The organism is [Actinomadura] parvosata subsp. kistnae, from assembly GCF_900323885.1.
Classification (GTDB): Bacteria; Actinomycetota; Actinomycetes; order Streptosporangiales; family Streptosporangiaceae; genus Nonomuraea; species Nonomuraea composti.
In genome coordinates, this window is sequence record NZ_OOHJ01000022.1 from 1,415,595 (window position 1) to 1,430,011 (window position 14,417).

Consider the following 14,417-nt stretch of genomic DNA (forward strand, 5'->3'; position numbering starts at 1 on the left):
CCCCCGCCTCCCACCATCGCCCGGGAGTCGGAGCCACGACCCCGCCTCCCACCTTCGCCCGTGGGCCCCGGGTCGCGGCCGCGCCTCCACCCACGAGCGGCACCGCCACCCCACCTTCATCCGCGCAGGGGAAGGAAGGCTCAGTGCGAGGCGGAGTGGCGGTCGGCGATCCTCGTGAGCAGGGCGATGAGCTGCTCGCGTTCGGCCGAGGACAGAGGCGTGAGCAGCTCGTCCTGCGCCTGGGACAGCAACCGGTCGAGCTCCTTGAGCCACTGGACGCCCGCCGGCGTGACCGTGATGATGTTGCGCCGCCGGTCGCCGGGGTCGGGGTTGCGTTCGACGAACTCGCGCTCGGCCAGCTCGTTCACGGTGGCCACGATGTCACTGCGGTCGATGCCGGTGCGCCGCCCCAGCGCCGCCTGGCTCGCCGGCCCGAACTCCTCCAGCGCCGCCAGCAGCGCGTAGTGGTAGCGGCGCGACCCCGTCTCGGCGAGCGCCTGGTCGACGAGCCGGTTGGCGGACATGGCGACCTGGTTGATCAACCGGCTGGGCAGGACGCGCAGCCGCTGCGGGATCGGGTCCTCGGGTTTCTCCACGCGCCCCACCGTACCAACCCCATTGGCGCAACCAACAATCTCTTTTATCGTTAGTCGAGCGAACATTGGCCCGACCAACGACACGGGAGAGAGTCATGCCCACCACCACCGACGACCGCACGGACGTCACCGCGCTCATCTACCGGCTCTACGCGTGCATGGACGAGGGCCGCTTCACCGACCTGCCCGCCCTCTTCGCGGACGAGATCAGCGTGCGCACCCCCGGCGGCGTCGCCACCGGACGCGACGCCGTCGTGGCCCAGGCCGCCCGCAACCACTCCCCCGAGGAACGCGTCCAGCACTTCGTCCACAACCCTCTGGTGGAGGTGGACGGCGACCACGCCACCGTCCGCGCGGACGTCATCGTCACCTTCACCCCGGACAGCACCCCGCAGAGCGTCCCGGAGCCCCGCTACACCCTGAGCGAACGTTTCCGCTACGAGGCGACCCGCTCCCCCGAAGGCTGGCGCCTGTCGCGCGTCGACGGCACCCCCGTCTGGTCCACCGGCACCAGCCGCCGAGCCGCCGCACCCCCGCGCTGACGCTCAGGCGTACCGCTCGGTGTACTCCTCGACCGTCATCCCGAACAGCACCTCGTCGTCATAGCGGCCGTTGGCGAAGTGGCTCCTGCGCCGGCGCCCCTCCTCCACGAACCCGAGCCGCCGGTGCAGCGCCAGCGACGCCTCGTTCGAGCCGTACACCCAGGCTTCGGCCTTCTGGAAGCGCCGCTCGAAGAACATGTACCGCAGGAGCAGCACGACCGCCTCGCTGGCGTACCCCTTGCGGTGGTGCGGGGTGCCGACGGAGATCCCGTACGCGAAGGTGCCGTGCACCCGGTCCACCTGGTGCGTGTTGAGCGACCCGACCGGCGCGTTGTCGTGCTTGCTCGCGATGACGAGGGAGAACTCGTCGAGGTCCGGCTCCTCCTCGGCGCTCTCGGCCAGCTCCTTCTTCATCCGGGCGACCGACGTCGGCGGGGCCAGCCGCCAGCCGTTCCTGATGGCGTCGGAATCCTCCTCGAAGGCGTGGAACGCCTCCCAGTCCTCGGGCTCCCTGCCACGCAGCCGTACCCGTTCTCCCACCCAAGCGGACGATGTCATGTCAGGCAGCCAAGCAGACCAGGCAAAAGCTCCGCGAACGATTTTCGGCCCGGCCCGGACTGGCCCGGATCGGGCCGGAGCGGTCGCCATCGAGTTCAGGAGACGGATGTGCGTTCGTCAAACCCGCAGGACGGTGACCTGCCGGCCGGACGGCGTGGCCGCCTGCTCGAAACCGCCCCGCTCCTTCCACGGCGGCGCCTCCGGGCGCCGATCGAAGATCACCAGTACGCCGGCCGGCAGAGTGAGCCGGTCCAGGTACCTGTCGAGCTGGGCGAGCCCGTCGGGCATGGGGTCGTTCTCGCCCGCTCGCCAGACTTTCAGCTCCATGGCCTCGCGCTGCACCAGCCGGTCCCCGTCGGGGCCGGTGTAGGGCCAGCGGACCAGCACGTCCAGGCGCTTGGTGCCGGCCGCGTACTCGCGGTCGAGCTGGCCGCCGCCGTTGACGAGGCGGTGCAGGAAGGCCATGAGGATGATCTGGCAGGCGGCCTCGTGGTAGCCCTCCTGCCGGATGAGCACCTCACCGTGCTCGCGCCAGAACACCACGAACTCCTCCAGCAGGCGCGGCAGGTCGAACCGGCCGTCCGGCAGCACGAAGCTGTGCGGATCGGCTCGCACGAACCGCTCCGCGCGATCGCCAAGGATCCGGAACAGCACTTCACGGTAGATCGGGTTGGCGATCTTCAGGTCCCTGGTGCTCCGGATGAGACCCAGGTCGTGGACATAGGAGACGTCGTCGTCGAAGGCGGTGTCCGTGTGCGGCCACGTTCCCGCCATGATCGGGGCGATCACCCGTTCCACCCGCGGCTCACGCAGCCGCGCCGCCAAGGCGTCCAGGTGGGTGGCTCGCGCCCGGATCAACCGTTCCTTGGCCTCTTCCACGTGGTCGCCGGTGATGGAGCCGCTCACTCTCATCTTGGTGATGACCTCACGCGCGAGGGCGTTGACCAGCCACGGCTGTCCCTGCGTCAGCTCGAAGACCCGCTCCACCGCCTCCTTGGTGAACTCCTGGCCGGTCGCCTCGGTGTGCTGGCCGTACAGCTCGGCGATCTCGTCGGCGGTGAAGTCACCCAAGCGCAGCGACTCGGCGACGATGTTGAACGGGCTGGCCGGGTTCGACCCCTCGGAGCCACCGCCCGAGGCGACCTTGTAGTCACGCAGGTCGCGCAGCCCGCACAGCACCACGGACGCAGGGAACGGATAGCCGTTGTGCCGCTTGTTGTGGCCGTCACGAAGCTGGCTGAGGATGCTCACCATGCTGTTGCCCTGAAGAGCGTCGATCTCATCGAGGAACAGCACCACCCGGCGCGGGCAGCGCCGGCACCACTCCCGCAGCGCCGCACCGAACCGGCTACCCGGGGTGACCCGCGGCCAGGAACGCGGCGGTCGCAGCTTCTTCGGCCAGCCCGACAGATCGACCGCCTCTCGAAGGGAGTCCAGCAGAAGCGACTCCACAGCGCCGTAGTCGTCGCCGGCCGCCTTGACACGCTCGCAGGAGACCGTCAGGGCGGCGACGGCACCTTCGGCGGTCAGCTCCGAGGCCAGGGTGTCCAGCACGGTTGTCTTCCCTGTTTGCCTGGGCGCGTGCAGCACGAAGTAGCGATCCATGTCGATGAGCTCCCGTGCCGCGGGGAGCCTCTGCGTGGGCGGCAGCATGTAGTGCTGTTGCGGGCTGCATGGGCCGGTGGTATTAAAATACCTCGCTCGTTGTGGCTGCACGGTCACAGTGTGCCATCGCTGTGGTCTGGTTGTCCGGGAACGAGGAAAGCCCGTCTGCGGTATGCGTGCTCCGGTGTCTCGGCGGCTTCTGGCGGGCGATAGCTGCGCAGGCGCGAGCCTGCGCCTGGGAGGGCGGCTGAGCGGAGCGAAGACCTTCAGGGGTCGGGGCTTGGCCCGACTGGGGGGAGCGGCTGAGCCCTCGCGCGCGAAGCGCCCCCTGCGATGACCTTGCGCGTCGAAGGCGCGCCTGGGAGGGCGCCCTCGCGGAGCGAGGACCGGTCGGGGTGGGCTCCCGACGGCCTGCCATCCCATCGGGCAACGGGTGGGGGCGGGGTTAGTCGGTGAAGGTCCAGGGGAGGTGGGCCAGGGCGGCGTCGGCGTAGTGGCGGGGGCCGGTGCTCAAGCCGTACGCCAGGTCTTCGATCAGGGCGCAGCGGGCGTAGAAGAGGATGCGGGCTCGGTCCTGCTTCGTCACCGGGAACTCGTAGTGGGTCAGGGTGCGGGTGAAGAGGTCGGGGCCGAGGTCGCGGTAGATCAGGGCGAAGTCGTGGGCGGGGTCGGTGATGGCGGCGTCCGTCCAGTCGATGATGCCGGTGATCGTGCCTGTCTGCGGGTCCACCAGGATGTGTTCGGCGCCCAGGTCGTTGTGGCAGAAGCGGAGGGACGGGGGTTCGTCGGGTGGGGCTTCCGACAGGAAGTGCTCCACCAGGCTGCGGTGTTGCTCCGGGACGTGGGGGGCGACGTCCTGGTAGTCGAGGGCGGCGTCCTGGAGGAGCGTCGGGGCGGGGTAGACGTCCAGCGGGGCCAGGTCGCGCATGGTGCCGGGGATGGCTCCGTGGATGGCGCTCAGGAAGGTGCCCAATTGTTCCGCCAGGGGGGCGGGGTCCAGGGTGCCGCCGACCCCATGATGGTGGGGGTGGTCGGGGTCGCCGGGCTGATGGTTGTCGTGCAGGTGGTGGTTGAGGGGGGTGCCGGGGAGTTTGCGGTACGCGATGGTGCCGGTCTCGTCGTCGGCGAAGACCACCTCGGGGACGGGGAGGGGGGACAGCTCCCTGACGGCCGCCAGTCGGGCGACCTCCTGCCGGTTGGCCTGCGGGTCCGCCACTCTGCTCCGTCGTACGAGCAGCTCGTCGTTGACCTCGTACACGAAGTTGTCGAGGCCGTGGCCGAGCCGGTTGACGGTGCGTACCCGGTAGTCGGGCAAGTGGCGGGCCAGCAACGCGCGGATGTCGCCAGTCACATTCCGCACCCTAAGCCGGAGTCGTCCGGCATGCGACCCGTTTGAGCACTCGAGCGGTATGAGCGTGCGACCCGTTTGAGTGCTCTGAGAGCTACTTGAGCGCTCCCGAAGTGAGGCCGGACTGGATCTGGCGTTGGAAGACGGTGTAGACGATCAGCATGGGCAGGATGGCGAGGGTGAGGGCGGCGAACAGGGCGGACCAGTCCTGGTCGTAGCCGGCGGCGGTGGAGATGTCGGCGATGCCCATGGTGAGCACCCATTTGTCGCGTTCCTGGAGGAGGATCAGCGGGAGCTGGTACTGGTTCCATTGGCCCAGGACGTTGAAGATCGTGATGCTGATGATGCCGGGCCTGGCCATGGGCAGCATGATCTGGAAGAACACGCGGGTGTGGGAGGCGCCGTCCACCATGGCGGCCTCTCCCACGGCGGTCGGCAGGGTGCGGAAGAAGGCCGACAGGAAGAAGATGGTGAAGGGCATCGAGTACGCGATGTAGACGAGGACGACCCCGGCGTGCGTGTTCAGGCCGATGTACGGGCCGACCACGGGGATGGTGCCCATGTTCTGGACGACGAAGAACAGCGGGGTCAGCGCCAGGTAGACGGGGAAGGCCAGGCCGGAGACGAACAGCAGGTAGATGGCGCGGTTGCCGCGGAAGGGGTAGCGGGCCAGCACGTACGCCGCCATCGACCCGATGAGCATGGTCCCGAAGGTGCTGAAGGACACGACGATGACGCTGTTGAGCATGTACTGCCCGATGTGCGCCTGCTCCCAGGCCCGGGCGAAGTTGTCCCAGCGCAGCATGGCCGGCAAAGACCAGGCGTCGCCGAAGATCTCGTCCTCGCTCTTGACCGAGGCCAGGAACGTCCACAGGATCGGGACCATCACGAGCAGGGTCCAGATGAGCAGGGCCACGTGCGTGAGCACGCCGAGGGGGCCGAGGCGGCGCTTGCGTTCGTCGCGGGCGATCTTCCGCGAGTTCGCGGCCGTCCACGAGATCATCGTTGTCATCAGTACTCGATTCGTTCGCGCCGGGACAGCCGCAGCGACAGGATCGCGAAGCCGACGGTGAAGAAGAACATCACCACGCCGAGCGCGGAGGCGTAGCCGAAGCGGAAGTGCTCGAAGGCGTTGCGGTAGATCTCGGCGGCCATGACGGTGGTGGAGCGGTCGGGGCCGCCATGTTGGAGGGTCATCACCCAGACGATGGCGAACACGTCGAGGGCGAGGATGCCGAGGTAGACCCAGGCGGTCTGGACGGTGTCCCAGAGCAGCGGCAGCGTGATGCGGAAGAACAGGCTGACGCGGCTGGCGCCGTCGATCTGCGCGGCCTCGAACATGTCCTTGGGGATGGAGGCGAGGCCGGCGGAGAAGAGCACGACGTAGAAGCCGACCGCCTGCCACACCATGACGCCGAGCACCGACCAGAACGCGATGTCGGTGTCGGACAGGAACCCGACGGGGCCGAGCCCGAGCGCCATGAGGGGGCCGTTCAGCATGCCGCTGGCGTCGGGCCGGAACACCTGCTGGAACAGCACCGCCACCACGGCGACGGCCAGCACCTGCGGGAAGAAGAACACGACCCGGTAGAACTTCGAGCCGCGGATGCCGGTCACGCCCTGCGCCCCGCCGACGTTGAGCAGGAAGGCGAAGAACAGGGCGATGACGATCGTGATCAGCGGCAGCAGCACGAGCAGCGCCGCGTTGTGGGTGACGGCCTTCCAGAAGACGGTGTCGTTGAAGAGCCGGACGAAGTTGTCCAGGCCGATGAACCTGGGGGTGGCCGTCACGCCGCGCCAGTCGGTCATGGCGATGTAGAACGCCTGGATGTACGGGGCGATCACGTACACCAGGTAGAGAATCACCGGGGCTGCCAGGAACGAGGTGATGAACAGCCCGCGGCGATACCTGTTGAAGAACATCAGCGCTTGAACTTCTTGATCGAGGAGTCGTTCTTGATCTCGTCGGCCTTCTTCTGGAGACGTTCGAGGTACTTGTCGGCGGTCAGGCCGCCGGACATGAGCTCGCCGGTGGCGGCGACGGCCTCGTCCTTCAGGGGGCCGTACCAGTTGTTCCACCGGTAGTAGACGGCGTTCGCGCCGGCGGCGGCGACCGCCTTGGAGGCGCTGGTGACGCCCGGGGAGATGTCGCGGCCCTCGGTGGCGCCCTTGACGACGGTCAGGGTGCGGACGAGCTCGCTGAAGTCGCCGGCCGCCTTCTTCGACAGCATGGCCCGCAGGTACTCCATGCCGGCCTGCGGGTGGCCGCTCCTGGCGGAGACGATGAAGTTCTCGCCGGGCTGGGTGTGCAGGGCGCCGTACGGGAGCTTGTCGGAGCCGGTGACGTCGGGGATGGGGAACATGCCGTACTCGAAGTCGGCGGGGGTGGTGGTCTTCTGCTCGTTCTCCAGCCAGGAGCCGGAGGGCAGCATGGCCACCTTGTACTTGTTCTGGGCGGTCTGGGTCTGGACGTGGTCGAGGCCGGTGGTGCCCTCCATGAGGTACTTCGCCCCGACCTCGGCCCAGGCCGCGGCGGCGGTCTTCATGGCCTCGGTGGTCCAGGCGCCGTCCTCGAGGTTGTCGATGTTGACCAGCACCTCGTTGCCGCCGATCTTCGCGGCCATGGTGAGCAGCGGCTCGTACAGGTATTGGGGGAACTTGCCGGCGTAGGTGAACGGCGCCATCTTGCCGGACTTCTTGATGGTCTCGCACAGGGCGAGGAACTCGTCCCAGGTCTTGGGGATCTGCCAGTCGTTGTCCCGGAAGACCTTCTGCGAGTACCAGATGCCGTGGATGTAGTTGACGTAGCCGAGGACGCTGAACTTGCCGTCATAGGTGCCGATGTCGATGACGGACTGGTCGATGGTGTCCCTGACCTTGACGTTCGGGTCGTCCCAGCTCGGGGCGTCCAGCAGCGGGGTGAGGTCCTGGAGCTGGCCGTCCTGGGACAGGGCGCCGAAGTCCATGAAGTTGGCGCCGGAGTTGTCGATCACCTCGGGCGGGTTGCCGCCGGCGAAGCGCGGCTGCAGGACCTTGGTGATCTCCTTGGTGGCGTTGTGCTTGATCTCGACGCCGGAGTACTTCGACTTGAACAGCGGCTCGTGGATGTTCTTGGCGTAGTCCTGGCCGAAGCCGCCGTCGAAGATCCAGATCTCGAGTGGTTTGGTGCCGACGCCGAACGGGTTGGCCGCGCTGGTCGCGGCCGGGGCGGCCGAGCTCGTGGCGGCGGGCGGCGCCGCCGGCGTGGCGCACGCGGCGAGCGCGCCCGCGACGGGCACGAGCGCGGCGCCGCGCAGGAGTTCGCGCCTGCTGATATGGGGGGTGTGAGGCATGATGGTTACTCCTGACCTTTCATTTTCCGCGTCTGATGCGCCCTGCGTAGCGGCTCTCCAGGGCTTTGTTGTGCTCATCGCCGCCGGTCACGTTGACCGACAGGTAGACGGGAGGCGTCTCGCCGAGCGCGACGAGCGCGTCCACCGCCTCGGTGACCACGAGTTGCGCGAGCAACGCCGAGGTGATCGTGGAAACCGCACCGTAGCTGCCGCCGCCGGGCAGGTCGAGGATGGCGTCGCCGTACGGCGCGCCGTTGTCGAGCACGACGTCGGCGAGGTCGAGCAGCTTGCCGCCCGACGGGTGGCGGGAGGTCATGCGGGTGCTGTGCGCGACCGAGGTGATCGCGATCAGCGGGTGGCCCTGGTCCTTGACGATCCTGGCCAGCTCGACGACCGCGCCGTTCACGCCGGAGCTGGAGACCAGCACGAACACGTCCTCGGGCGCGACCGGCGCCAGGTCGTAGATCTGCCGCGCGATGGCCGGGTCCCGCTCCAGCTCCGGGGTGAGCACGCTCGGGGGCTGACCGCCGTACAGGACGAGGTCCCTGGGGCTGAGGCGGTTGCTCGGGACGAGCCCGCCCGCGCGGCCGGCGATCTCCATGGCGATGGCCTCGGAGTGGCCGGAGCCGAAAGCGTTTACGACACCGCCCGCCCTGATGGCCGCGACGAACAGCGCCGCCGCGCGGGTGACCGGCTCGGCCTGGCTCTCCGCGACCTGGCGGGCCAGCTCCAGGACCTTGGTTGCGTACGTCATGGGCCCCTCTCCACCCGGTGGCTCTCCACGGCGCTGATCGTCCGCTCGAACGCCTCGTTCGTCCGCTCGTAGGTGCGCTGGGCGACCGCCACGTACACGGCGTCCAGCACGAACAGCTGCGAGTGCACGGCCGCGAGCCCGCCCAGCCTGAACGTGGTCTCCCTGCTCGCGGTGGTCAGGACCAGGTCGGCGAGCTCGGCCAGCGGCGAGCGGGCGAAGGAGGTGACGGCGACGGTGAGCGCGCCGTGGCTGCCGGCCTCGGCCAGCGCCTCCATGACCTCGCGGGTACGGCCCCGGTGGCTGATGCCGATGGCCACGTCGCCCGCCTTCATCAGCGCCGCCTCCGACAGCGCCACGTGCGCGTCGCCGGCGCTCCAGCCGGGGATGCCGATGCGGCGCAGCCGGCCTTCCAGCATGGTCGCGACGTTCCCGCTGGTGGAGACGCCGACGAGCAGGACGCGCGGCGCGGCCACGATGGCGTCGGCCACCTGCGCGACGGCGTCCGGGTCGAGCCCGGCGGCGGTGTCCTGGATGAGCCGGGTGTCGGCGGCGGCCATGACCTCGATGGCGGCGTCGAGCGGGTCGTCGGGGCCGATCTCGTGCCCGACGCCCGCGCCCCAGCCGGCCTGCGCCGCCCGGCCCGTCTCGGTGGCCAGCGCCACGCGCAGCTCCGCGTAGCCGGAGAACCCGAAGGCCCGGCAGAACCTGGTCACGGTGGCGGGCGAGCTGCCGGCCCGCTCGGCCAGGGCGATGATGGTCGACCGGGCGGCCTCGGCGGGGTCTCCGAGAATGACCTCGCCGACCCTGCGCAAAGCCTCCGGCAGGCCGGGTAGTTCCGTTTCGACGCGCGCGAGCGCTCCTGAAGTCACGAATATTCCTTCCGGATACCCGGTCTTCTGGCGAAAATTATTCTTGCTTCTTGGTCGCGTCAACCCCCAGACTCGGACCGTGACGCAATCGCTAGTGGTCGGTGTCGACGCCGGCGCCACCTCCACGCGGGTCGCCGTCCACACGCTGGAGGGCACCCGCGTCGGGTACGCGCGGGCGGGCGCGGGCAACCCGACCGCCCACGGGCTCGGCAAGGCGCTGTCGGCCCTCGACGAGGCTCTGGGGGCCGCGCTCCCGCCCGGCGGCGGGCCGCGCGTGGTCGCGTCGATGGCGGGCGTGGCCGGGTACGCCGACGAGGTCGTGCCCGCGCTGGCCGAGGTGTGGGCCGCGCACGGGATCGAGGGGGCGCCCCGGTTCCAGGGCGACGTGCCGATCGCGTACGCCGCCGGCTCCGCCGAACCCGACGGGTCGCTGCTGCTGTCCGGCACGGGGGCGGCCGCGGCCCGGATCGTGGGGTATGAGCTGGACCTGGTCGCGGACGCCATGGGGTGGCTGCTCGGGGACGCCGGCTCCGGGTTCTGGATCGGGCGCCGGGCGGCCAAGGCGCTGGTCGACGCGCTGGATCGCGGGCTGCCGGTGGCGACCCTGTTCCCCGGCCCGCCGCCGGACGGGACCGCATCGGGCGAGGCCGCGCCGATCAAGCCCGTGGCGGGTGAGGCCGCAGCGATCGAGCCGGGCACGTCGGCCGGGCTCGATGCCGAGGGCCTGCTCTTCCGGCTCGTCGGGCAGCACTTCCTGGGCGCCGAGCGGCCGGCCACGCCGCGTGCCGCCGGTGCCCGCATCGTCCGCCTGGCGCAGGCCGACCACATGCGGCTGGCCGCGCTGTCCTCGCTGGTCAGCGAGGCCGCGGCGGCCGGTGACCCGCTGGCGGTCAAGATCGCGCACGAGGCCGCCGACCGGTTGGTGGCGACGCTGCGGCGGGTGCACGTGTCGGGGCCGGTGGTGCTGGCGGGCAGCGTGCTGACGAGCGCGGGCCCCGTACGGGAGACCGTGCTGGACCTGCTGGCGGGCGAGACGGTGCTGACGGCGCGGGACGCGGCGGGGGCGGCGGCCTGGCTGGCGGCCCGCACCGTCCTCACGGACGCTGAGGCCAGGTCGGCGCACGCGGCCTTCACCGCCGCCACCTGAGCACGCATCCCCGGAACCGCCAGGCCCACGCATCTCCGGAACCGCCGGGCCCACGCATCTCGGGAACCGCCGTCTGAGCAGGCATTTCCGATATGTCCGGCGGCTGCGGCGGCGATCGCAGGCTTGACTGGTCGTCTGTTCTCGTCCGGCCGGAGCGGGCGCTTCGTCTGAAAAGTCGATTCGATTTGAGCGCTCTTGCCCCGCGTTGGCCTATGTTTCTTACGTGCTCGACTACGAAGGGGACACCCACATCTACCTCCAGATCGCCGCCATCCTCAGGGAGCGGGTCGCCGGCCTTCCGGCCGGAGAGCCGATACCGAGCGAGGCCGAGATCCAGGAGGAGTTCGGCGTGGCCAGAACCACCGCCAGGCGGGCGGTGCACGTGCTGCGCGAAGAGGGGCTCATCTACACCGTCCAGGGTGAGGGAGCCTTCGTGGGCCCTTCGACGGGAGCGCCCCGCAAACAGCGGAAGGTGCCGCTGTACCAGCAGATCGCCTCGGATCTCACGGAGCAGATCAAGGCGGGCAAGTACCAGCCGCGGCGGCCCATCCCGGGCGAGACCGCGCTGGTGAAGCAGTACGGCGTGGCGCGCGAGACCGTCCGGCGGGCGATGGCGCTGCTGCGGGAGCGCGGCTGGATCTACACGGTCGCGCAGCGCGGCAGCTACGTCTCCCAGAAGGACTCGTGGCCCGAGAACTGACGCCCGGGGGCGCGGTCAGCCTTTGACCGCGCCCGCCGTCATGCCCGTCCCGACGTGGCGTTGCAGGAACAGGAAGAGCAGCAGCACCGGCAGCGCGAACAGGCTGGCCGCGGCCATGGTCGCGCCCCAGTCGGTGCCGAAGACGTCCCGGAAGGACGACAGCCACACGGGCAGCGTGCGCTTGTCCTGATCCTTGATGATCAGCACGTTGACGAACGCGAACTCGTTCCAGGCGGTGATGAACCCGAACAGCGAGGTGGCCATCAGGCCGGGCGCCAGCAGCGGGAAGACGACGCGGCGGAAGGCCACGACCCGGCTGCACCCGTCCACCTGGGCGGCCTCCTCCAGCTCGGGCGGGATCGCGGCGAGGAAGCCGCGCAGCGTCACGATGGTGAACGGCAGCGTGATCATGAAGTAGACGCCGGTCAGCATGGCCAGCGAGTCCAGCAGGTCCGTGTCGCGGGCGATGATGAAGACCGGCACGAGCAGCGCCTCCCAGGGCGCCATCTGCGCGGCGAAGACCGCCACCACGAACGCGCCGCGCCCCCGCCAGCGCATCCGGGCCACCGCGAAGGCCGCCATCAGCGCCACCACCAGCGCGATCAGCACGGCGCCCGCGGTGACGAGCAGGCTGTTGCGCCAGTAGGTCCAGAACCCCGGGGCGTTCACGGCGGTGACGAAGTGGTCGAGGGTGGGGTGGGCGGGCCAGAACGTCGGGGTGTCCGACTGGATGTCGCGGGTGGGCTTGAAGGCGGTCAGGAACATCCAGTAGACGGGGAAGATCGTGACGATGAGCACCGCGACGGCCGTGGCGTTCAGCGCGAGCCGCTTCATGAGCGCACCATCCGGCGCAGGTTGGCGACCAGGGCGACGGCCAGGAGGAGGACGGTCAGCATGGCGACCGCCGAGCCGAGGTCGTAGCGGTGCAGCACCCGGGCGATCTTGAACGCGTACACCGGCAGGGTGGTCGTGGCGTCGCCGGGGCCGCCCTGGCTGAGCACCCAGATCTGCGGGAAGCACTTGGCCACCCAAATCACCTCCAGCGCGGCCACGAGGGCGAACAGCTGCCTGAGCATGGGGAAGGTGACCCTGCAGAACACTTGCCGGCCGGTGCCGCCGTCGATCCTGGCCGACTCGAACAGCTCCACGGGGATCGTCGTGAGCCCGGCGTACAGGGTGAGCGCGGCGAACGGGACGGACTGCCACACGACGAGGACGACGAGCACGGCGAAGGTGGCCGTGCCGTTCGCGAACCAGGTGTAACCCTGGAAGGAGTCGAAACCGAGCGTGACCAGCAGCCAGTTGACCACGCCCAGCTCCGACTGGAACAACCACTGGAAGACGGTGGTGGCCGCGATGATCGGCATGGCCCAGGCCAGGGCGAGCGCGCTCATCAGCGCCAGCCGCAGCCCGCGCCGCAGCCGCGGCAGCATCAGCGCGACCCCCGTGGCCAGCACGACGATGAGCACCACGTTGATCGCGGTCCAGGCGAGGGTGCGCAGCAGCACCTGCCAGAACTCCTCGCCCGCCAGCAGCTCGGCGTAGTTCTCCAGGCCGGCGAACGCCGCGCCGCCCCTGATCAGCTCTCCCATGCGGAAGTGCTGGAACGAGATGACCGCCGCTTTGAGCAGCGGATAGAGCAGGAGGAAGGCCCCGCCCGCCACCGTGGGCGCGATGAGCAGGTAGGGCCAGGGGGAACGGCCGCGCATCAGGATCCGCTGTTCAGGGTCGAGGTGATCGACTCCGAGACCTTGCGCGCCTCCGCCGCCGGGTCGGCGCCGGTGAGCACGGCCGTCATGTACTGCTTGATGACGGAGGTGGCCTCGACGGCGGCCCAGTTGGGGGTGTTGGGGGTGGCGCGGCCGTTGGCGGCGCCCTTGGCCATGGCGGCGGTGCCCTCCTCGCCCGACAGGACGCCGGCCAGCGAGGTACGGTTCGGCACGAAGCTCATGGCCTTGGCCAGCTCGGTCTGGAACTGCTCCCCCGCCAGGGCCTTGACCAGCTCGTACGCCTCCTCCTGCCGCTTGGAGGCAGCCGGGATGATCAGGTCGGAGCCGCCGGTGAACACGGTGCCCGGCTTGTCGGCCGTCTTGCCCGGGATGGGGAAGAAGCCCATCTTGTCCTTGAGCTTCGCGTCCACCTCCAGGACGCGGGCGGCGATGCCGGGGACGGCGATGATCTGCGCCACCTTGCCCTGGGCGAACACCTCGTGCTGGGGCGGGTTCGCCTCGTCGGCGTCCTTGGGGCCCTTGCCGAGGGCCTGGAGCCGCTTGTAGAAGTCCATGCCGGCCAGGGCCTGCGGGGTGTCGAGGGCGCCCTTCCACTTGCCGCCCTCCTGGACCGCGAGGTCGCCGCCCTCGTCCCAGATGAAGCCGGCCAGGGCGTACCAGGTCTGACCGGTCAGATAGATGCCCTGATTGCCATCTTTATTGAGCTTTTTCGTGATTTCTAGCCATTCGTCGCGGGTCTTCGGCGGCTCCTTGATGCCCGCCTCCGCGAACAGGTCCTTGTTGTAGACCACCACCCGGTTCGCGGCGTACCAGGGGATCCCGTACTGCTTGCCGTCGATGTTCCCCGGCTGGGCCAGGCCCGGCAGCCAGTCCGCGCCCTTCAGCTCGCCCACCTTCGCGGTCAGGTCCGTGACGCCGCCGCTGGCCGAGTACTGGGCGACCTGCGTGTTGCCCACCTCGATCACGTCGGGGGCGTCGGTGCTGGCCAGGGCCGCGGTGACGCGCTCGCCGATGCCGTCCCACGCCTGGATCTGGATGTCGAGGTCGATGCCCCGGTGCGCCGCCTCGTACGCGGTCTCGAACTTCTTCAGCAGCTCCTGCGTGACGCTGCCGTCCATGATCCAGACGGTCAGTTTCGCCGGGCCGCTCGCCTTCGGCTCCTCGGCCGGGGTGCCGCACGCGCTCAGCGCCAGCACGGCCACCAGGGCCAGGATGCGGTGTTTCATGGCGTTCCTC

The 14,417-nt window shown here is 69.7% G+C and carries 15 protein-coding genes; 3 read left to right on the plus strand and 12 right to left on the minus strand.

The annotated features are described in order from the left end of the window. Window positions 1-140: 140 nt before the first annotated feature. Complete coding sequence (locus KIS93_RS49140; RefSeq protein WP_230465517.1) at window positions 141-596, minus strand: MarR family winged helix-turn-helix transcriptional regulator; 456 nt, start codon at window positions 594-596, stop codon at window positions 141-143. A gap of 95 nt (window positions 597-691) precedes the next feature. Between KIS93_RS49140 and KIS93_RS49145 the strand changes: the two genes are divergently transcribed. Next, a complete protein-coding gene (locus KIS93_RS49145; RefSeq protein WP_080042147.1) occupies window positions 692-1,138 on the plus strand; it encodes a nuclear transport factor 2 family protein in 447 nt (148 codons plus the stop codon). Between the two features lie 3 nt (window positions 1,139-1,141). On the opposite strand, the gene KIS93_RS49150 is transcribed toward KIS93_RS49145, so the two are convergent. The 8 genes from KIS93_RS49150 to KIS93_RS49185 all read right to left on the minus strand — a co-directional run bounded on the left by KIS93_RS49150 (window position 1,142) and on the right by KIS93_RS49185 (window position 9,604). Further along, window positions 1,142-1,678, minus strand: coding sequence for a GNAT family N-acetyltransferase (locus KIS93_RS49150; protein WP_222107918.1), 537 nt, complete (start codon window positions 1,676-1,678; stop codon window positions 1,142-1,144). 135 nt (window positions 1,679-1,813) lie between these two features. Continuing rightward, the gene (locus KIS93_RS49155; RefSeq protein WP_222107919.1) at window positions 1,814-3,301 is read right to left on the minus strand and encodes an ATP-binding protein; all 1,488 of its coding nucleotides are present in this window, start codon (window positions 3,299-3,301) and stop codon (window positions 1,814-1,816) included. Between the two features lie 445 nt (window positions 3,302-3,746). Continuing rightward, a complete protein-coding gene (locus tag KIS93_RS49160) occupies window positions 3,747-4,652 on the minus strand; it encodes a phosphotransferase family protein (protein WP_186404863.1) in 906 nt (301 codons plus the stop codon). Window positions 4,653-4,743: 91 nt separating this feature from the next. After that, window positions 4,744-5,661 carry a carbohydrate ABC transporter permease gene (locus tag KIS93_RS49165; protein WP_080042151.1) on the minus strand — a complete coding sequence of 306 codons (918 nt, stop codon included), beginning with the start codon at window positions 5,659-5,661 and terminating at the stop codon, window positions 4,744-4,746. Then, on the minus strand, window positions 5,661-6,572 hold the full coding sequence (locus KIS93_RS49170) for a carbohydrate ABC transporter permease (protein ID WP_080042152.1): 912 nt from the start codon (window positions 6,570-6,572) through the stop codon (window positions 5,661-5,663). Before KIS93_RS49170 ends, KIS93_RS49165 begins: the two co-directional genes overlap by 1 nt. After that, window positions 6,572-7,981 (minus strand): N-acetylglucosamine/diacetylchitobiose ABC transporter substrate-binding protein, encoded by a 1,410-nt coding sequence (gene ngcE / locus KIS93_RS49175; RefSeq protein ID WP_080042153.1) that lies wholly within the window; start codon window positions 7,979-7,981, stop codon window positions 6,572-6,574. The genes KIS93_RS49170 and ngcE overlap by 1 nt, the downstream gene beginning before the upstream one ends. 19 nt (window positions 7,982-8,000) lie before the next feature. Continuing rightward, entirely contained in the window at window positions 8,001-8,735 is a 735-nt protein-coding gene (locus KIS93_RS49180) for a sugar isomerase domain-containing protein (protein WP_080042154.1), read from the minus strand. Continuing rightward, window positions 8,732-9,604, minus strand: a complete 873-nt coding sequence (locus tag KIS93_RS49185) for a MurR/RpiR family transcriptional regulator (RefSeq protein ID WP_080047157.1) — start codon at window positions 9,602-9,604, stop codon at window positions 8,732-8,734. Before KIS93_RS49185 ends, KIS93_RS49180 begins: the two co-directional genes overlap by 4 nt. A 79-nt stretch (window positions 9,605-9,683) precedes the next feature. Here KIS93_RS49185 and KIS93_RS49190 point away from each other — a divergent pair, with 79 nt between their 5' ends. Together KIS93_RS49190 and KIS93_RS49195 are read left to right on the plus strand one after the other, a co-directional pair. Beyond that, window positions 9,684-10,751, plus strand: coding sequence for an N-acetylglucosamine kinase (locus KIS93_RS49190; RefSeq protein WP_186404864.1), 1,068 nt, complete (start codon window positions 9,684-9,686; stop codon window positions 10,749-10,751). A gap of 223 nt (window positions 10,752-10,974) precedes the next feature. Then, window positions 10,975-11,451, plus strand: a complete 477-nt coding sequence (locus KIS93_RS49195; protein WP_186404865.1) for a GntR family transcriptional regulator — start codon at window positions 10,975-10,977, stop codon at window positions 11,449-11,451. 15 nt (window positions 11,452-11,466) lie between these two features. Here KIS93_RS49195 and KIS93_RS49200 read toward each other — a convergent pair whose 3' ends face one another. Genes KIS93_RS49200 through KIS93_RS49210 form a run of 3 tightly spaced genes read right to left on the minus strand, consistent with a single transcriptional unit; the run spans window position 11,467 to window position 14,407 of the window. After that, window positions 11,467-12,285: a carbohydrate ABC transporter permease gene (locus tag KIS93_RS49200; RefSeq protein WP_080042157.1), complete on the minus strand. Its 819-nt coding sequence runs from the start codon at window positions 12,283-12,285 to the stop codon at window positions 11,467-11,469. Next, window positions 12,282-13,160, minus strand: a complete 879-nt coding sequence (locus KIS93_RS49205) for a carbohydrate ABC transporter permease (RefSeq protein WP_080042158.1) — start codon at window positions 13,158-13,160, stop codon at window positions 12,282-12,284. The genes KIS93_RS49200 and KIS93_RS49205 overlap by 4 nt, the downstream gene beginning before the upstream one ends. Next, window positions 13,160-14,407, minus strand: a complete 1,248-nt coding sequence (locus tag KIS93_RS49210; protein ID WP_080042159.1) for an extracellular solute-binding protein — start codon at window positions 14,405-14,407, stop codon at window positions 13,160-13,162. The genes KIS93_RS49205 and KIS93_RS49210 overlap by 1 nt, the downstream gene beginning before the upstream one ends. Window positions 14,408-14,417 lie beyond the last annotated feature (10 nt).